This window comes from Candidatus Berkelbacteria bacterium (assembly GCA_016187225.1).
GTDB lineage: Bacteria > Patescibacteriota > UBA1384 > JACPKC01 > JACPKC01 > JACPKC01.
Genome location: JACPKC010000010.1, coordinates 35,749 through 54,347 on the forward strand (window position 1 = coordinate 35,749; position 18,599 = coordinate 54,347).

Here is an 18,599-nt window from a genome sequence, read left to right on the forward strand (position 1 = left end):
TTGAATTTTATAAACGGCGTGATCGGTGGACGATCCTGCGTACAATTGGAGAAGTCATCTCTGTATTTTTCCGGTCGCGTATTTGGAATCGAGATGGATGCGAATTGCACTGACAAGACAATGGGAGAGCTTATAGACTCCTCTATGTGTATTCACGTGGGGGTAGATTCATCGTAAGATGGTATCGATGGGCTATAAGCAGTCTGCAGAGTCCATAGTACCCGGAGTCTCAACAGTTGTTGAGATCGAAGGGGAAGGGACTAATCCAGCCATAAAAGGATGGAGGAACTCAAACAGTTGTGCGAACAGATTGAGTTCCTTCGGGGCTAGAGCTTCGCTAGGGTACGGGAAAACCGTGTGCCCAGCGGCGACGGAACTCATGGTAGTAATGCCTGTGCAGTATCCGGGAACACCGCCCGTCACGTGAGCCGAGTTGGTAATACCCAAAGTCCCACTTTTGTGGGCCGACGGTAGGATCAGTAAGGAGCACGAAGTCGTAAAATTGTTGCGACCTTGCTAGGTAACCGGCAAGAAAAACCCTGCTGTATCGGTGAAACCCCTCCTCTCTAGTAGAATAAAGATGTGAGGACAATACCGAGGGAACCCATGCCTTCAATGGGACTCCGTAGAGACTACACGCAGGCTCCTTTGCAGGAGATTGAATCGTATCTCGTTGGCGCAAGTCACGATGGTACTTGGAATCAGCGTCACAAGACTTTTCGCTATACACAGCGAGAACGCTCTTGGCTTGAGCTGGTTCAGCGGCTACTCGGTAGCCTGAACAGACGGAGTTGGCTGTACCGTGAAGGTCAACAACGCACCGTCTGGGCACTAGAAACGACATATTGTCCTTCAGGTGACTCGTGGCACTTATTGCCACATAGTCAAATAGAATGGATTGGGTACATTCGTGGTTTCTTTGATGCTGAAGGTGGCTTACCGAAGAATGCGACAAGTCGGTTTTATTTACAATTTGTACAGAAGAACCGCAGGAAGCTCGATATAATTCGCTCGACTTTGGAGGAGTTGGACATCCCATGTGGAGCCCTTCATATACCCAGTAAGCGAGTTGATCCAAATTATTGGCGCTTTTTCGTCTCGACACGGTCACATCGAAAGTTCGCCGACGTAATTGGATCTTGGCATCCACGCAAGTCGTACATTCTCTCTGGAAGGATGAAGATATAGTCCATGCCCTGTAGTAATATTGGGAACACCATGAACAAGGTATCCCTAGGGGAATCTGGGGATGGATCACCTCCTTTCTAACGGAATTTTGAGAGCTTTGCTCTCGACCGTAGGTCGGTCTCATTTTTCAACCATTCAGCAACCAAGAGTCGTCCGGAGGGACGATTTTTGGTTTGAGGAGATGTGAAGTGAAATTACGCATTCGAAACGGAACAAAAATTTATTTCAACAGATGGTTCGCGGTAACGATTTTTGGGCTTCTGATTGCAAGTATTGCCATTTGGATTTTATCGAAGCCAAAATCAGCGATTCAGAGCGAAGTAGTTCAAGCCGCGGCTGAAGCACAAGCCAATATCGCGCGTGTTTTGGCGGCGCATGTTGATTGGACGAGCACCGATTTTCGCGTTGCCAACCAGGATTCAATCAACTGGCAGAGATGCAAACTCGAAGTCAATGCCGCTCAATTCGACACCGGCTATAGTGTCTTTGTCGATCAAATCAAAATCGGTGAAACACTCGCGATTCCGCACGACAGTTTGCAAGCAAAAAACGGTGCGGTTTATAATTATTCAACCAATCCCCCTCACCGCTTTACGATTCGTTGTCAAAATGCCGACACTCGCATGGGTATCTTTATCGGTTCGGTCGCCCAGTGACCCTAACAGGAGGGTGTGCTATTCTGAAAACAATGAACCAAGCTCTCAAACTTGGCTGGATTAGTGTTCTCGTCTGGTGGTATCAGATTGTGCCTGGGTTGCTTGTGCATCATGCCCGGCTTTTCTTCTTGATGGTGATTGACTATTTTTCATTTGGTATTCTCGCGAGCACTCTTTTTGAGCCGTGGAAGCGCGATGAGATCTCAACGGAAAACTTAAGTTTGCAAGATAGAATTCAAGTTTTTGGCCTCAACTTAATCACTCGTTTCTTTGGTTTTCTCATGCGATCGGCCGCTATCACGGCTGGCGTCATCATCCTTCTGGCGTTGGCTTTAGTCGCTTGTTTGGTTGCCGTCTTTTGGCTTATGGCGCCCTTGCTTGCACTCATTCTCGGCGTCAATGGCATCCTGACCATCCTTGGGGGCGAGCGATGATTCGTTTTGAGGGCGCGCTTGGCATTGAGCTTGCTCGACTTCAGATTCATCTTGAATCAAAATCGGCTGTTATGCTTCGATCGCTAATTATTGCCGGTGCGAGTTTTGCTCTGTTATATCTGTGTCTGACGCTTTTTAATCTCATCCCGGTCTGGCCAACTTTGTTTGGTTTCGTTGAACTGGGTTTTGGTATAGGTTTCTTATGGGGAATGCGCGAACTCTATTTGACTTGGGTATTGCATCACACCTTGCCGTCAGTTGCGCTTGCTCTGCGCACCCAGCACCCTGATTGGTTAACCACGACTAATTTTCTCGACTACGTTTCACCAGAATTGGGCAGAATTTTTTTACGAGCGCGGACTGAAGCGGGAGTTCAAGTTGATACCTTGATTAAAGCTAGTCTTACCGAACCCGTGATCAATTCGCTCCTCGCGCGCGCCGGGTTCTTAACGCCGTTAGCCACTGAAACGGAAACTACCTCGGCGCCAAAATTGCCCGAACCGATTACCGCACCCGATGCTTTACTTGCTTACGCCGCCCAAGAAGCAATTGTGCTCAAGCAGGCAGTGATCGACGTTAATCACTTTCTCTACGTGCTCGCGGAGCATTATCAGCCGGTTGCCGATCGCTTATTTGCTCACAATCTTGAGCTCAATGATTTAGCCGAAGCGATCGCGTGGTATGAACGCCATCGCCATCGCGTTCAGCGCAGATTCTTTTGGGAGCGGGGGAAGGTGGGTATTTATGGCATTGGTCGAGATTGGTCGGCTGGGTACACGCCTACCTTGTCGCACTTCTCGATCGATCTCGCGCGCTATCTCCAGGATGCAGACTTGCAAACACAGATCGTTGGTCGTGAGCAAGTGATCGATCAGATCGAGCAGATTTTAGCGAGTGAGACGCGCACGAACGTACTTTTAGTTGGTCGCGTTGGCGTTGGTAAGCGCACCGTGGTGAATGGGCTCGCGGCGCGAATTGCGTCGGGCGAGGTTTCTCGCAGTTTGGCAAATAAGCATGTCCTCGAGCTCGACGTTGCCCAAGTGTTGGCCGGACTTGGAGACAGGGGCGCGATTGAGTTTCGCTTGATGCGCGTTTTACGCGACGCCGAGCGTGCTGGCAACATCATTTTATTTGTCAATAATATCCACACCCTGCTTTCTTCGGCCTACGGCAAGGTTGGCTCGATTAACGCGGGCGAAGTACTCGCGCCGTTTTTACGCTCTGGGCGGATTCAGCTTATTGCCGCAACAACGCCAATGGACTATCACGCAATCATTGAAGCCCAGGGCACGGTGAGAGATTCTTTTCGGCGAATCGAGGTTCAGGAACCAGCGCCAACCGAGGCGGTGATACTTGCCGAAGATGTGGCTCTTCATCTTGAAGCGCGCCACGGTGTCTTTATTGCTTTGCCGGTCATCAAAAAGGCGGTTGAGTTTGGCCATCGCTATGTGCAAGGCGCGCCTTTGCCAGAAAGTGCGCTCACGCTTTTGGAGGCGGCGGCAATTCGAGCCTCAAATGAACAACGTGAATTGGTGACGTTTGAAGATATTGATGTGGTGGTTTCGGAGCAGACACGTGTGCCGGTCGGCGAGGTTCAAATGAGCGAGAAAGCTCGCCTCTTAAATTTGGAAGATGTTTTACATGATCGCGTGATCGGCCAAGATGAGGCAATTGTGGCGGTGGCAAGCGCCTTGCGCCGAGCGCGGTCTGGCCTAGGAACCGGCAAACGACCAATTGGCAGTTTCCTTTTTTTGGGGCCGACGGGCGTTGGCAAAACCGAGACGGCGCGCGCCTTGGCGGAAACGTATTTTGGGAGTGAAAAATCAATGGTGCGCCTCGATATGAGCGAGTTTCAAAGCCCAGCCTCGCTTGCGCGATTGATTGGCGCGCCAACTGAAGCGCAACAGGCGGGGAGTGGCCAGCTTACAAGCGCGATTAAGGATGCGCCGTTCAGTCTGATCCTTCTCGATGAGGTTGAGAAATCCCATCCAAACATTCTCAACGTGTTTCTGCAGATCCTCGATGATGGCCGGGTGACTGATGGTCGAGGTGAGACCGTTGATTTCACGAACGCAATCATCATTGCGACTTCGAATGCCGGCTCCGAATTTATTCGGAGCCACATTCAGGCAGGTGAAAATATGGAACAATTGCGCGACGAACTTTTGAATGCACTTCAGAGCCAAGGTTTATTCAAGCCAGAGTTTCTTAATCGATTTGACGCAGTGGTCGCCTTCAAACCGCTTTTACCAGATCAATTGATGCAAATAGTTGATTTACAGCTTAAGGGTTTGAATGCGCGTCTGGCAGAGCAAGATGTGCAAATTTCACTCACCGAGGCGGCTAAAAAACGCTTGGCCGAACTTGGTTATCAGCCGGAATTTGGCGCGCGAGCGTTGCGACGAGTTATGCAAGATCGAGTTGAAAACATGATTGCCTCGCGCTTGCTGGCCGGTGAAATAAAGCGTGGCCAGACCCTCGCCATCGACGCATCAGATCTTGAATGATTGACCACTCATCTTCATTCTTTCTCTATTACCGTATACAATCATCTCGCAGCCGGAACTCCCCGTTCGATAAAAAATTTTGAGCGGGACGAGGGAGCCCGGACGAGAGGATTTTTGAGGCAGAAAATTGATCGTTGTACCTCTCATCTGCATCGCCCGCACGTCGGGCCATCGATCAATTTTCTGCCTTCCAGTAAGATTTCGGAGTTGGTTACGGGGTAAGTAACCATGTGTCTGGCGACTGTCAGACATGCGTGAAGTAGTAGACATCAGGCTATTTCACGCCTCCGATTTTTACCTAGGTCGGAATGCCGAAATAAGTATGAGTACATGTACATTGCGCTCACGGCATTTCGACCTTTCTCTCGGCCTCGTTCTCGCCACGGGGCCATTTTCTTGTTTACAGAAGGATTTTCCGCTATAGTTTTTGCGTTTAGGGCGTGTAGCTCAGTCGGTTAGAGCGCGTCACTGATAATGACGAGGTCCCAGGTTCGAATCCTGGCACGCCCACCAAAATCTGACTTTACTCGTCATCCTTCTGGAGTTCGAGGCCGAGGTCGCTGAGAAACTCCTCGATCAGTCGGGCCGAACTCTCTCCGACGCCAAACACTTCTCTTAGTGCTTTTGGAGTGTAGGTGTCGGCAAGGACACGGAGAGTCGCATCCGGAGCATTGTTCCAGAGTGGTGGTCTGTTTCTTTCCCAATCTATAGATGTTTCACATTGCCTAGGAATTTGAAGAGCAAAGGCGAGTGGGCCAAATATCTTCAGTTTTTTTACGACGTCTAGAATGCTTTCATCCAGCATCTGAATGTCAGCTTCAGCCGAGTAGAAGTTTGAGGCGGACGGAATTCGTCCGATCTCTACCTTATCCTTTGCTCGATCTCTGAGGTATCTTGATATTCCCGCATGCTTTAGTTTGATACCATTGAATACTAATCTTTTTATTCTCCGTAGTCTGCTCACACTCATCCCTTTTATGCGAAGCAGGTCGGTAGCGCTTGTTTCTAGAAGCTGCTGAATGGTGTAAATGCCACCATCTTGCAGTACTCGGATCATATTTCTTCTGCAAGTATCGGGGTAGCCAGGTAAAGTTGAGTCTTCTAGTAACAAGGTTGGTGGAGTTACTTTGTCCCAAGCCACCCTCGCCAGGACAAAAACCACTCCATCTACTCGTTGATTATACTGGATGGTAAAGTAGTGGTCTTCTGGATTAGCTCCCAGGAACACCTCTATCGCTTTGGATAGATCCTCCACTTCGCCGACTGAAGCTATGACCTCGAACCTTGGCTGGTTGTCAGGGTTACATTGAGATTCCACGTTGATTTCCTCCTATTGAAAAATAATTTTTCAAAGAACTAGTCAATTTATACCAGAAACTCTTCGATTTGTTAACAACTTAGGTAAGAACTTACGCTATACTCAAATTGTGTTATTGACACCACATATTTTGGTCGGTGCAACTGTTGGCGTCGTTGCCCAAGATCCAGTAGTTGGGTTTCTTGGTGGAGTTGCGAGCCACTTCGTTTTGGATGCAATTACGCACACCGATCCGGGTACTTGGCACTTCGATGAGCCATTTCCTCAAAAACTCGACGAACGTGATCTGACAGTTGGTTTTACCGATGCAGCGGTCGCGTTCTTTAGTTTTCTGCTTTTAGCCGGCGTCGCGCCCCTCGTTGCGCCAGGCCCACTCGCAGGCGCTCTCGGTGGTTTGTTACCCGATGTGATTGGTCTTGCCCCGCTTTTTATACCTAAACTCGCGACCGTCAAGGGGCTCGACCGTTACTATGCCTTTACTCACCGCATTCATCGCACGGCGCCGCCTTCAAAATGGCTACTTGGCATTTTCACGCAAATTATTGTGATAGGATTTGCCGTATGGTACTTGCTCGGCTCATAGTATTTATGCTAACTTTCGGTGTCGGGCTTGGGTTGATTCGGAGCGCCGAGTGGTGTGTGCGCAATTTCGGCACGATGGACTGGGCGGAAAAACATCTGGGCCCTGGCGGCAGTTATTCTGCTTGGAAACTTTTTGGGGTGATTACGATTATTCTAGGATTCCTCTACGCAATCGGGCAGTTCAATGTTACGCCACAGGATGCAGGGATACTCTCAACTGCGCCTTAACCAGGGCCAGTAGCTCATCTGGCAGAGCGCCACATTTGCAATGTGGAGGTACGGGGTTCGAATCCCCGCTGGTCCACCAAAATCTGACTTTCAGAAAATTGACCGGCGCGATTTTTTCTAGAGTTATGATAAGATTATTTCACATTGAAATAACCAGAGAGGAGATATTAATGACTCTTACGAAAGAAGATTTAAAAGAACTTCGATCGATTGTGAAAGAAGAAGTATCCAACGGAATTGGAATGACCGAAGGGCGGTTGAATGACAAAATCGAAACTTCCGAAGGGCGGTTGAATGACAAAATCGAAACTTCCGAAGGGCGGTTGAATGACAAAATCGAAACTTCCGAAGGGCGGTTGAATGACAAAATCGAAACAAACTTCTATTGAACAGTCAAAAAATGAAATCATCTCCATTTTGAGTCGAGAGATTAACGATTTAGCCGAGATTAATCATGCGATCATTGAGCGAGTGGACAAAATTTCGGAGCTCGAAAAACGGATTATTCGAATTGAGAATAAGGTCGGCATAGCCGGTTGATTTTGATGTGCTCCTCGATATCGCCTCCATAGAACTGATATCGATCTCGAATCTAATGAGTTTAATCGGCTCTTTCATCTCACTTATAATAAACGGGAGGTAAAGAAGAGCCAGAAAATTTATCAACTCCTCAACCCATCAGTAATGAGTCGGTTAATTGATGCTCGTTATGAGTTGGGTAAATTTGAACTCCTGTTCCGCGATCGAATCATGCTCATAAGCGTGCCCAACATGCTCGATTTAAAATATACTAATTTTAAGAAAAAAATCGAGATCGACCATCGAGATATTACTATCGTACAGGATGAATTGGAAAAGCTACTTCATTATGTGGGTGACATCGTTCCAAAACTTGACCGACCATAAATACTTGACATCCATGAGAGAGAGGTAGGATTCAATTAGAATGAGTTGAATAAGGGGGAATATGAAAGAAGAGCAAGGGCTTTGGGGAAAATTACGGTTGCTTTATACGAATCCACGTGAATTCTGGCAGTCAGTCGGTCAAGACCATAACATTCGTACTCCACTTATTTTATGGTTCTTCCTATCTCTCCTGCCGATCATTTTGCTGGGCGCGTTCATGCTTACATTGGGTAACGCTGATGCATCTCGCTATTATTCTCTGATTGCGCTCCTCTTCATTGTTGTGTCCTTTATTGGTTTGTTCATGAATAGCACCGGCCTCTATTTTGGAGCCAAAGCCTTCAATGGCACGGGAAGTTTTACGCAGACTTTGAAAATCTACGTATATTCCACGCTTGCACCTTTTCTTCCTGCCTTCTTTATTACTCTTTTATTCATATTTTTCCTGTTTTTGATTGATCGGGGGAATGAGTCTGCTACGTTCTCGCCGCTTGTCGTAGGGACTATGATGCTTATTCCTGCCCTAGGCATCCTCATCTACCAAATCGTACTCATTGTCCGAGGACTCGAGGTTGTCCATACGCTTTCGAATGGCAAGGCAATCTTAGCCTGGCTCCTTGGATTGGTCTTGACGTCAATAGTGTCCAGTATGGTGGCGCCGGTTGTGGGTATTCCACTGGCTGGCTTTCTTGCAGATTCGATTGAGTCTTCCTCCACATCTAATCCGGAAACATCCCAACTAGAACAAGAATTCTCAATGTAGGGCTCCTGTGCTAAACGCTAACTATCAGGCGTAATACAAAACACACCGGCCAGAGCCGGTGTGTTTTGTTGTTGTTTAGTGGATCAGTTGACTGCAAGGATCATGCCCATCACTACGAGCGTGAGTAGTTGATTACCATTATTGATTAGCCACAAATCCCATGATCGGTCTTCCCAGGCGGTGTTCATTAAAGAATATGTGGCGACGAAACCAAGCCAAATCCAAAATCCAAGCAGGGCGCCCTCGCCAAGCGTATTTGCCTGTTTATATTCGATGAAGTAGGCAAAGATATATGCCGTTATGAATGCCGCCGCGATACTCGCAACGTAGCTCGCGCTGGCGCCAGAAAGATTACTTTTTTTATTGCCGATCGCCTTCATCCAGGATTCAGTGAAGACTCCATACCAGGTCGCGCCAATTACAACTGCGGCCGCCGCGGCCATGACGATCGCCCATAGATTGACAGAGACTTCAGACATAAAATTTCTCTCCTTCTTCTTTTTAAAGTGTAAAGAATGAAGAATAAAGAGTAAAGAATACATTTATTACTCGACAAGTTCTGGCTAAGAGTGTCAAAATGCAAATTATGGATTATTCTCGGATTTTTGTTACTGGCGCTTCGAGCGGAATTGGCGCCGCGCTGGCGCGCGCGTATGCCCGACCGAATATAATTCTTGGTTTGGCGGCGCGCCGCGTTGAAAAACTTAAAGCGGTCGCTCAGGACATTCGAGATCGTGGCGCCCAAGCGTATATTTATGAACTCGATATAACGGATATCGATGCAACTGAATGCGTCGCCCAAAAATTTGTAAAAAGTGCGGGCGGGATTGATTTAGTGATTGCTAATGCCGGCATTGGCGGCTGGGCGCATCCAGTTCAAACCGATCCGAGAAAATTAACTACGATTATCAACACGAACGTGAACGGGGTTATTAACACGGTCGGGGCGTTTTTGCCGTCAATGGTGGCCGCGCGGCGCGGTCACCTGGCTGTTTTGAGTTCAATCGCCGGTTTTAGGGGTCTGCCCGGCGGAGTCTATTCGGCTTCAAAGGTTGCCATTCGTTATATGTTGAATGGTTGGCGATTTGATCTCAAGCCTTACAATATCCATGTTACAACTCTTTATCCGGGTTTTGTTGAAACCGAGATGACGGGGAGTAAGCGTTGGTATCCATTTTTAATCAGCGCCGATCAGGCGGCGGTTGAAATAAAACGGGCGATTCAGCAAAAGAAAGCACATTGGGTTTTTCCTTGGCCATGGCGTTTGATCGTGCCGATTTTGCGGATTTTGCCAGGCGTTTTAATTCGCAGGCCAGTTCGTTCGCTTTCGAACCGTAAATAATTTACAATTATGATATGCAGATTAAGAGTTCAGCTTTTGAGAATAATGGCTCCATTCCTAGGCAGTATACTTGCCAGGGAGAAAGTTTAAGCCCGCCACTTACAATTAACGATGTGCCAGTTGAGGTGAAAAGTTTAGCTTTGATTATGGAAGATCCAGATGTGCCGCGTTCAATTCGCCCCGATGGCATGTGGGATCACTGGGTGATTTGGAATGTCGATCCAAAAACAGTTGAAATTTTGGAAGGCATCGAACCCAAAGGAGTGTATGGCCAGACAACCTCAAATACTCAAAAATACGTCGGTCCCTGCCCACCAGATCGCGAACATCGCTATTTCTTCAAGCTTTACGCGCTTGATGCTAAATTAACTCTCACGCCAGGGAGTTCAAAACGTCAACTTGTCTCGGCGATGCAGGGGCATATCTTGACTACTGCGACCCTGATTGGTCGCTATAAGAAATTTTAGCCCAACCGCTTGACAACCCCTCAAAACATCGGTAGAAATATAAATAGGCATGAGTGTTAACCCAACAACTTGGAGGAAACGCGCGGTCTAGGCTCACCACTTTTTGGTGTTTTTCCGCCGCGGTCGGCGGTTTTTTATGTCCGATGGCCTGCTGTCCTGAAGTAAATATTTCGGAGAGCTGGTGATCAGCCGAACTTTCACAATATGGTTCTAAAAGTGAAGTGGCAATCACACCGAGAAAATTATGGGAATCGTATTGAGCAAAGAGCTTCTGCGGTTCTCCGGATACATTAAGGGCGTATGGTGGATGCCTTGGGAGAAGAAGCCGACGAAGGACGTAGCGGGCTGCGATAAGCTTCGGGGAGGTGCCGAGCAACCTTTGATCCGAAGATGTCCGAATGGGGAAACCTTCCTGCTTGAAGAGCAGGAGACGTCAGGTTTGCTCCCCCACAGTAATTCCACCGTCAGATCCAGACACTAACGGATCGTACGACGGTTTTTAAAGCGGATTCACTGTGGAGGGGCAAACCTGATGTCGGGCACCTGGGGAACTGAAACATCTTAGTACCCAGAGGAAGAGAAAACAAAACACTCTGTTTTGAGTGAAATTTTATGATGGATTTCAGAATCGGATGTAGGTGTTCGTTTATCACGGATTCCGACCTCCGTTTTCTGTCATCCGTCCTCTGAAATTTGTGATTCCGCTAGTAGCGGCGAGCGAACGCGGACCAGCCTTGCGACGGGATGGCAAAAATGAATAGCTGAATGCTCCTGGAACGGACAGCCAAAGAGGGTGAGAGACCCGTAAGCGAAATTCTTTTTTGTTCTGAACGTTGCCGTTTTGTTCTTTAATTTGAGCAAAATGCAAGTACATCGAGACACGTGAAATCTCGATGGAAGACCGGTGGATCATCATCGAAGGCTAAATACTTCTTCTCACCGATAGTGAACTAGTACCGTGAGGGAAAGGTGAAAAGTACCCCTAGCCGGGGAGTGAAATAGCACCTGAAACCGTATGCCTACAAGGAGTCGGAGCTCGAGCTTGCTCGGGTGACGGCGTGCCTTTTGAAGAATGAGCCAACGAGTTTGTCGTCGTGGCCGGCCTGCCTTTGGCGGGTCTAGGTTAAGGAACGAGAGTTCCGGAGCCACAGCGAAAGCGAGTCTTAACCGGCGATTTAGTCGCGATGACAAGACCCGAAACCGGGTGAGCTACCCATGGTCAGGATGAATCTCGTCGAAAGACGAGAGAAGGTCCGAACCCACCAGCCTCGTAAAACTGGGGGATGAACTGTGGGTAGAGGTGAAACGCCTATCGAACCCGGAGATAGCTGGTTCTCCTCGAAATATATTTAGGTATAGCCTCACGTAGGCGCCTGGGGGTAGAGCACTGATTGGATTTCGGCGTCGCAAGATGTCGCATCCAGCCAAACTCCGAATACCAGGTTAGCTATTGCGTGGGAGTCAGTCCGTGGGGGCTAAGCTCCACGTGTCAAAAGGGAAACAACCCAGACCATCAGCTAAGGTCCCAAAATTCTTTCTAAGTGGAAAAGGATGTGATGAACCAAAGACAACTAGGAGGTTGGCTTAGAAGCAGCCATCCCTTCAAAGAGTGCGTAACAGCTCACTAGTCGAGGTTTGTCGCGCCGAAAATTTAACGGGGCTCAAGATAGATACCGAAGCTATGGGTCAGCGCTCTGCGCTGGCGGTAGAGGAGCGTTCGTATTGCAGTGAAGCGGAAGCGTAAGCGACCGTGGAGCGATATGAAGTGCGAATGTTGGCATGAGTAACGAAAAGCAGGCGAGAACCCTGCTCACCGAATGTCCAAGGTTTCCCGGGCTACGATAATCGACCCGGGGTTAGTCGGTCCTAAGCCTGACCAGCAGGCGATGGATTTCAGGTTGATATTCCTGAACTTCCTTTGTTGTACCCACGCGGGACGCTTCTTCAAGCTTCATCACGCTGTATGGTTATGAGTGATGAGGGGAGCGGGAGACGAGAAAAGCGCGTGACTAATTGGCAAAGGAAACCGTACCGCAATCCAACACAGGTGGACGAGGCGAGGAGCCTAAGGTGAACGAGAGAACCCTCTTAAAGGAACTCGGCAAAAAAGCGGCTGTAACTTCGGAATAAAGCCTACCTGACGCAAGTCAGGTCGCAGCGAATGTTTGCCAGGCGACTGTTTACCAAAAACACAGGTCTCTGCAAACCCTTCGGGGGACGTATAGGGGCTGACGCCTGCCCAGTGCTAGAAGGTTACGGGGAGGATTGATTCCAAGTTTACTTGGATGAGGTCTGAACTTAAGCCCTAGTGAACGGCAGCAGTAACTATAACTGTTCTATGGTAGCGAAATTCCTTGTCAGGTAAATTCTGACCCGCACGAACGGCGTAACGGTCTGGTAACTGTCTCTAAGAGGGACTCGGTGAAATTGCACTACCGGTAAAGATGCCGGTTACTTACAGCAAGACGGAAAGACCCCGTGGAGCTTTACTACAGCTTGATATTGGTTCACGTGCTACTTTGTGTAGCGTAAGTGGGAGCGTCACGCGCCAATGAAACACCACTCTTGGTACCGCGTGAATCTAACTCTGTTGGTAGGACCAACAGAAGACAGTGTCTGGTGGGTAGTTTAACTGGGGCGGTTGCCTCCTAAAAAGTAACGGAGGCGTTCAAAGGTACTCTAATTCCGTATGGAAATCGGAATGATAGCGCAATCGCATAAGAGTGCTTGACTGCAAGGCTGACACGCCGAGCAGCTACGAAAGTAGGAGATAGTGAACCGGTCCGCATGTATGACAGTCGGACCGATCAACGGATAAAAGTTACCCCGGGGATAACAGGCTGATAGCGCCCAATAGTCCACATAGACGGCGCTGTTTGGCACCTTAACATTGGGGTGCTGCAGGAGTAATTCTGTACCAAAAATGTGGCTTATAACGGTGAACCCCCACTCTTTACAGTGGTACAATGAAGTAAAGAAGGGCGATACCGTGGGAAGTCTGACCTCAATCCAACACGCGATTTTGGTAGGAAGTATGCTAGGCGATGGTACACTACGCAAACAAGGCGCAAGAAAGAACGCCTTATTTGAAGTGAACCATTCAGTCAAGTTTAAAACCTATGTTGATTGGAAGTGGAAACACTTTCAAGAGTATGTTTTAACACCACCAAAATCACGCCTCGGTAAAGGCGTTCGTGTTGCGTATCGGTTTACGACTCGTAGCCTTCCGATTTTTACCAGTTATTACCGCTGGTTTTACCCAAATCAGAAGAAACAGCTTCCAGATAATATTAAGCTAGATGCCAAAGGTTTGGCAGTTTGGTTTATGGATGATGGAACACGATGTCGGAATGCAACCTATTTCAATACCCAGCAGTTTCGCATCGCAGAGCAATGTCTCTTGCGGCGGCAACTAAAGAAGATTGGAATTAGGTCGACATTAAGTCGAGATAAGCAGTATTGGCGTTTATACGTTGATACTGAAAGCACGAAAAGACTAATGCAAATTATTAGCCCTTACGTTTTATCTTGCTTCCAATACAAATTGAGATATGACCCCGTAACGACTGAGTCGAAAGACGAGATTTCGAACGCAAGTTCGAGATAACACGCCACCTCCTATTTTGTCAGCTAGACATGGCTTAGGCCTCTGTCTAGTAATAGGAAGAAGATATAGTCTGCACCATATGTAAATATGGATTAAAGTACGATGTCGGCTCATCCTATCCTGGGGCTGAAGCAGGTCCCAAGGGTTTAGTTGTTCACTAATTAAAAGGGTACGCGAGCTGGGTTCAGAACGTAAATTACATTGCGCTCTACTCTTGAAATGGAGTAGGATACGGGTGCACATCGCACACAACCGACCCAACCCGTCGGTTACCGTATCAACATCTGACTAAAATCGGTGAAACCCAATCACCAACGACCAAACGTTGGAAAGGGCAATACCGAGGGAAGATCAGGTCGTGACGAACGAAGAGAAAGCCTACATAGCGGGATTTTTAGATGGTGATGGTTGCATTATGGCGCAGTTGGTTCGTCGAAAAGATTACATTTTTGGCTACCAAGTGCGGACAAGCATTGTCTTTTACCAGAATCAGACTCACCAAGAGATCCTTTCTTGGCTCAAATCGATGCTAGATATTGGCTACATCCGTCAGCGGAATGACGGTATGGCTGAATACACCATCGTTGGATTGCGTGACGTGCGACACATTGTTGCACTGTTGCTTCCGTTCCTTCGTCTCAAACAGGAATTAGCACAACTGATCATTCACTTGATTGATTCGTATCCAGCCACCATGACGCCAAACGAACTCGTTCGTCTTGGCAGACTGGTAGATGCGACGGCAGCGTTCTCGTATTCAAAACGACGAACGAATACCGTTGCGACTGTGATCGATTTCCTGCACCAACACGATCTTTTCCCCGTAGAGACTTCGACTACTCGCAAGAATGGTAGTCGGGATTCCTCGTAGGCGAGGGATAATACGTCAGCCCCTCCTTTGGATTATTTCTTCCAAAGAGGGTGAAGATATAGTCCGTGCCACCAGGAATGGTGGAACAACACGCGTGAGACAGTTTGGTCCTCATCTGCTGTGAGCGTTTTGAAACTTGAGGGGGTCTATTCCCAGTACGAGAGGACCGGAATGGACGGACCGCTGGTGTACGAGTTGTCTCACCCCGAGGCAGTGCTCGGTAGCTATGTCCGGTTCGGATAACCGCTGAAAGCATCTAAGCGGGAAGCCGGCCCCAAGATTAGGTTTCTTTAAGACCCGTCGGAGATTACGACGTTGATAGGCTCGAGGTGGAAGGCGCGTAAGCGTTGGAGCCGTAGAGTACTAATGGTCGCAGTATTCGGAGAACCGCAGAGGTTCGTTGATCGTGGTGATCGCTACTTCACATAATTTAGCTAGAGTGCTGGTGCCTGGTGCGCGGGGGACACACCCGTTCCCATTCCGAACACGGTAGTTAAGCTCCGTAGCGCTGATGATACTACAGCCGCAAGGCTGTGGGACAGTAAGTCGGCGCCGGCACTCTGGCTAGATGAAAAAGACGCGTTTGCGTCTTTTTTGGTATACTAATTTCGTAATCAAAATAAGGAGGTTTATGCATTGGATCACACTTATCCTCGGTATTTGGGTTTTTATCTCGCCGTGGCTTCTAGGTTTCTCCGACAACGCCGCTGGACTTTGGAGCAATATTCTGGCGGGGCTTATTTTGGTCATAGTCTCAATTTATGGACTCTCAAATACGGAGTCATAAGTAAGTTCTTGGTTCATGCGGGGCGAAGCAACCTGGTAAGCGTTATCACTGGCTAAAGCCCTCGTGATGTAGTTGAGAGACTACATCTAGGGATTGATGCAATATCTGATACCGTAGACTGAATGCCGATGAGAATTATTACTGATTTCCACATCCATTCACGTTTTGCGCGGGCGTGTTCAAAACGATTGACTTTACCAATAATTGCGGCTTGGGCACAGATTAAGGGTATCGATCTTGTTGGCACCGCCGATTTTACTCACCCAGTCTGGTTATCGGAGATCAGAAAACAGTTAACAGAAGATGGGGAGGGGATTTACAGACTTCGAGATGAGTTCAGAGTTGATCTGCCATACGCGGTGAAAGAACCTCGACCGGTGCGATTTACCCTCACGCATGAAATCGCGACGATTTGGAGTCAGAATGGGAAATTGCGAAGGATGCATACTGTTGTGGTGGCGCCAAATCTTGAGGTTGCGGAAAAATTGACCAAAACTCTTACTCCCCATGGTAAACTCGGCGCTGACGGCCGGCCAATTTTAGGCATGAGCGCACGGACCCTGGCCGAATTGGCATGGTCAGTTGATGAACGGATGCTAATAATTCCGGCGCATGCTTGGACGCCATGGTTTGCGGTTTTTGGCTCACAGTCGGGATTTGATTCACTTGAAGAGTGTTTTGGCGCCGATCTCGTCGATCGAATTCCGGCGATTGAAACGGGGATGAGTTCGAATCCGGCAATGAATTGGCAACTCTCCGCGCTTGATTCAGTCGCGCTTATTTCTTGTTCCGATGGCCATTCACCAGATAACCTCGGCCGCGAAGCGACGGTTTTCCATGTCGAAGATGATCTATCCTTTGGCCTCGTTGCTAAAATGATCTGGGAAGCCGCTCCGATCAGACGTCAAAATAATCAAACACACAAATCACAAACCATGAATTATCTTGACTATACGATTGAGTTCTTTCCCGAAGAGGGTAAATATCATCACGATGGTCACCGTCTCTGTGGGGTAAACTGGAATCCAGAAGAGCGCAAACGACACCAAGGTATGTGTACCAGTTGCGGCAAACCTGTCACAGTCGGCGTTCTCTCGAGGATTGATGCCCTGGCTGATCGTCCGCTTGGCTTCAGGCCCGATGGCGCGCCGCGTTTTCTCTCGATCGTTCCCATTCGCGATATTGCTTCGGCTCTGCTTTTAGTCGGTAAAAAGACCAAAGCAGTCGATAAACTTTACACCTCGCTCATAAGCTCGCTTGGCCCGGAGTTTGATGTGCTGCTAGATGCTCCAGTCGAAAAAGTACGCGAGGCAAGTTCGGAGAATTTTGCCGAAATTATCGCCGCGATGCGCGCTGGCAACGTCTGCATGCGCCCCGGTTATGATGGAGTTTATGGCGTTTTGGAACTTCCTTCACATCAGCCAAAGCAGACGTCGTTATTTCAAAAGGCGTAGTCTATGACCGATAAAACTCACCAAATTCTTGGACTCGCGACCGCCACAGTCGGATTTTTTGTGATTCATCCCGATATTGATCTTACCTGGTCGGTCGCTGGCACTCTTCTCTTTGGTTCGTTTTTTGGCTCGATCTTGCCAGACATCGATCAACCGACATCGAATTTTTGGGATTCAGTGCCGCTTGGGAAGATCATCAATAGGCCGCTTGCCAAGACGCTTGGTGGTCATCGTAATCTCTCACACTCAATTCTTGGGTTTCTCTTATTTACCTGGATCGTTGGCTGGTTATTCACGGCGCTCATTCGTCCAGACAGCTTTGTCAGTCAAGTTATTTTCCTCGAAAGTTTCCAACTTGGATTTATTGCGCACCTAATTGCCGATTCAGTTACCGTTCAGGGAATCCCGGTTTTTTGGCCATTGGGCGGCAACATGGGTTTTCCGCCTCGACCACTGCATGGAGCGCGTATCCTAACAGGCAAGTGGTTTGAGAATTTAGTTGTTTTCCCGGTGTCGATTCTTGGTTTTATTTTTCTACTCGCCAATTACTCGAATCGCCTTTGCTTGATTTTGTCAGATTGGTTATGTCGGTAGTGTCGATATGCCTGAATTACCTGAAGTCGAGATAGTCGCGCGAGGTTTGGCCAAGCGATTAGTCGATCAAACCGTGATCAATGTCCAGGTGTCGAATCAAAAGAGTTTCCTTGCAGACGCGGCAGATATTCAAAAGCACCTCATTCGCGCGCGCGTCCTATCGGTGAGGCGACGGCAAAAGTTGATTCTGATTGAATTATCGAACGGCTGGATGTTAGTTATTCATCTTAAAATGACGGGACAATTGATATTTTTATCAAGCAAAAAATCCTTCGTCGGTGGGCATCCGGAGAAGGTTTACACTCAATCGTTGCCTAACAAACATACGCATGTGGTCATTAATTTCAGCCACGGTATTCTATATTTCAACGATTTGCGCAAATTCGGCTGGATGCGTCTCTTTACTCGGCGAAAAGAGACGGACAGCAGACATCGGTCGATCGAAGAATTCTTGCAAGCGTTAATGCTCGGGCCAGAGCCACTCGAAGGAGATTTTACGGTTCAGTGGTTAAAAGATCGGTTGCAGAAGCGACAGATTCCTATCAAGCAAGCATTAATGGATCAAAAAATCGCCGCCGGGGTCGGAAATATTTATGCCGACGAAGCTTTGTTTCGAGCTGGCATTCAACCCGAACGGTTGGCAAAATCTTTGAAAATCCAAGAAATCGCAAAATTACATCGAACCATTCGAGATGTTTTGCGCTTAGGCATTATTCGGGGCGGCACTAGTGTCAATACCTATCTAAATAGCGAGGGCACGCCCGGTAAGATGCAAGCGTACTTAAAAGTTTATGGGCGTAGAGGGCAAAGGTGTTTCAAATGTAAGCATCTGATTAAACGAATTCGAATTGGTCAACGCTCAACACATTTTTGTCCAGTGTGCCAGAAATAATTT

The 18,599-nt window shown here is 48.1% G+C and carries 18 protein-coding genes, 2 tRNA genes and 2 rRNA genes; 20 read left to right on the forward strand and 2 right to left on the reverse strand.

The annotated features are described in order from the left end of the window. The first annotated feature begins 606 nt into the window (after positions 1 to 606). From HYW32_02925 to HYW32_02945, 5 genes are all read left to right on the forward strand, one after another. Positions 607 to 1,188 (forward strand): hypothetical protein, encoded by a 582-nt coding sequence (locus tag HYW32_02925; protein MBI2589948.1) that lies wholly within the window; start codon positions 607 to 609, stop codon positions 1,186 to 1,188. Between the two features lie 188 nt (positions 1,189 to 1,376). Then, complete coding sequence (locus tag HYW32_02930; protein ID MBI2589949.1) at positions 1,377 to 1,844, forward strand: hypothetical protein; 468 nt, start codon at positions 1,377 to 1,379, stop codon at positions 1,842 to 1,844. Positions 1,845 to 1,876: 32 nt separating this feature from the next. Then, positions 1,877 to 2,278, forward strand: coding sequence for a hypothetical protein (locus HYW32_02935; GenBank protein ID MBI2589950.1), 402 nt, complete (start codon positions 1,877 to 1,879; stop codon positions 2,276 to 2,278). Continuing rightward, positions 2,275 to 4,785 carry an ATP-dependent Clp protease ATP-binding subunit gene (locus HYW32_02940; protein ID MBI2589951.1) on the forward strand — a complete coding sequence of 837 codons (2,511 nt, stop codon included), beginning with the start codon at positions 2,275 to 2,277 and terminating at the stop codon, positions 4,783 to 4,785. Before HYW32_02935 ends, HYW32_02940 begins: the two co-directional genes overlap by 4 nt. 436 nt (positions 4,786 to 5,221) lie before the next feature. Further along, positions 5,222 to 5,298 (forward strand) — tRNA-Ile (locus tag HYW32_02945). 10 nt (positions 5,299 to 5,308) lie between these two features. On the opposite strand, the gene HYW32_02950 is transcribed toward HYW32_02945, so the two are convergent. After that, positions 5,309 to 6,103, reverse strand: coding sequence for a hypothetical protein (locus HYW32_02950; protein ID MBI2589952.1), 795 nt, complete (start codon positions 6,101 to 6,103; stop codon positions 5,309 to 5,311). A 109-nt stretch (positions 6,104 to 6,212) separates the two neighbouring features. On the opposite strand from HYW32_02950, the gene HYW32_02955 reads away from it, so the two are divergent. The 7 genes from HYW32_02955 to HYW32_02985 all read left to right on the forward strand — a co-directional run bounded on the left by HYW32_02955 (position 6,213) and on the right by HYW32_02985 (position 8,582). Next, the gene (locus HYW32_02955; protein MBI2589953.1) at positions 6,213 to 6,686 is read left to right on the forward strand and encodes a hypothetical protein; all 474 of its coding nucleotides are present in this window, start codon (positions 6,213 to 6,215) and stop codon (positions 6,684 to 6,686) included. Positions 6,687 to 6,691: 5 nt separating this feature from the next. Then, the gene (locus HYW32_02960; GenBank protein ID MBI2589954.1) at positions 6,692 to 6,913 is read left to right on the forward strand and encodes a hypothetical protein; all 222 of its coding nucleotides are present in this window, start codon (positions 6,692 to 6,694) and stop codon (positions 6,911 to 6,913) included. Positions 6,914 to 6,916: 3 nt separating this feature from the next. Beyond that, positions 6,917 to 6,992 (forward strand) — tRNA-Ala (locus tag HYW32_02965). 91 nt (positions 6,993 to 7,083) lie between these two features. Beyond that, entirely contained in the window at positions 7,084 to 7,302 is a 219-nt protein-coding gene (locus HYW32_02970) for a hypothetical protein (GenBank protein MBI2589955.1), read from the forward strand. Beyond that, the gene (locus HYW32_02975; protein ID MBI2589956.1) at positions 7,274 to 7,453 is read left to right on the forward strand and encodes a hypothetical protein; all 180 of its coding nucleotides are present in this window, start codon (positions 7,274 to 7,276) and stop codon (positions 7,451 to 7,453) included. Before HYW32_02970 ends, HYW32_02975 begins: the two co-directional genes overlap by 29 nt. Before the next feature lie 39 nt (positions 7,454 to 7,492). After that, a complete protein-coding gene (locus HYW32_02980; GenBank protein MBI2589957.1) occupies positions 7,493 to 7,819 on the forward strand; it encodes a DUF3137 domain-containing protein in 327 nt (108 codons plus the stop codon). A gap of 61 nt (positions 7,820 to 7,880) precedes the next feature. Then, on the forward strand, positions 7,881 to 8,582 hold the full coding sequence (locus HYW32_02985) for a YIP1 family protein (GenBank protein MBI2589958.1): 702 nt from the start codon (positions 7,881 to 7,883) through the stop codon (positions 8,580 to 8,582). A gap of 83 nt (positions 8,583 to 8,665) precedes the next feature. Here the strand turns inward: HYW32_02985 and HYW32_02990 are convergent, their stop codons facing one another. Then, entirely contained in the window at positions 8,666 to 9,061 is a 396-nt protein-coding gene (locus tag HYW32_02990) for a DUF1761 domain-containing protein (protein ID MBI2589959.1), read from the reverse strand. 98 nt (positions 9,062 to 9,159) lie between these two features. On the opposite strand from HYW32_02990, the gene HYW32_02995 reads away from it, so the two are divergent. The 8 genes from HYW32_02995 (at position 9,160) to mutM (ending at position 18,596) form a co-directional block, all read left to right on the forward strand. After that, entirely contained in the window at positions 9,160 to 9,924 is a 765-nt protein-coding gene (locus HYW32_02995) for an SDR family NAD(P)-dependent oxidoreductase (protein MBI2589960.1), read from the forward strand. Between the two features lie 14 nt (positions 9,925 to 9,938). After that, positions 9,939 to 10,391 (forward strand): YbhB/YbcL family Raf kinase inhibitor-like protein, encoded by a 453-nt coding sequence (locus tag HYW32_03000; GenBank protein ID MBI2589961.1) that lies wholly within the window; start codon positions 9,939 to 9,941, stop codon positions 10,389 to 10,391. A gap of 285 nt (positions 10,392 to 10,676) precedes the next feature. Then, positions 10,677 to 15,249, forward strand: a 23S ribosomal RNA gene (locus HYW32_03005). Positions 15,250 to 15,310: 61 nt separating this feature from the next. Further along, positions 15,311 to 15,427, forward strand: a 5S ribosomal RNA gene (gene rrf, locus HYW32_03010). Positions 15,428 to 15,500: 73 nt separating this feature from the next. Beyond that, positions 15,501 to 15,656 (forward strand): SPW repeat protein, encoded by a 156-nt coding sequence (locus HYW32_03015; GenBank protein MBI2589962.1) that lies wholly within the window; start codon positions 15,501 to 15,503, stop codon positions 15,654 to 15,656. A gap of 122 nt (positions 15,657 to 15,778) precedes the next feature. Further along, a complete protein-coding gene (locus HYW32_03020) occupies positions 15,779 to 17,110 on the forward strand; it encodes a DNA helicase UvrD (GenBank protein MBI2589963.1) in 1,332 nt (443 codons plus the stop codon). A gap of 3 nt (positions 17,111 to 17,113) precedes the next feature. Continuing rightward, a complete protein-coding gene (locus HYW32_03025) occupies positions 17,114 to 17,704 on the forward strand; it encodes a metal-dependent hydrolase (GenBank protein ID MBI2589964.1) in 591 nt (196 codons plus the stop codon). A gap of 7 nt (positions 17,705 to 17,711) precedes the next feature. Beyond that, positions 17,712 to 18,596: a bifunctional DNA-formamidopyrimidine glycosylase/DNA-(apurinic or apyrimidinic site) lyase gene (mutM, locus tag HYW32_03030; protein ID MBI2589965.1), complete on the forward strand. Its 885-nt coding sequence runs from the start codon at positions 17,712 to 17,714 to the stop codon at positions 18,594 to 18,596. Positions 18,597 to 18,599: the final 3 nt, after the last annotated feature.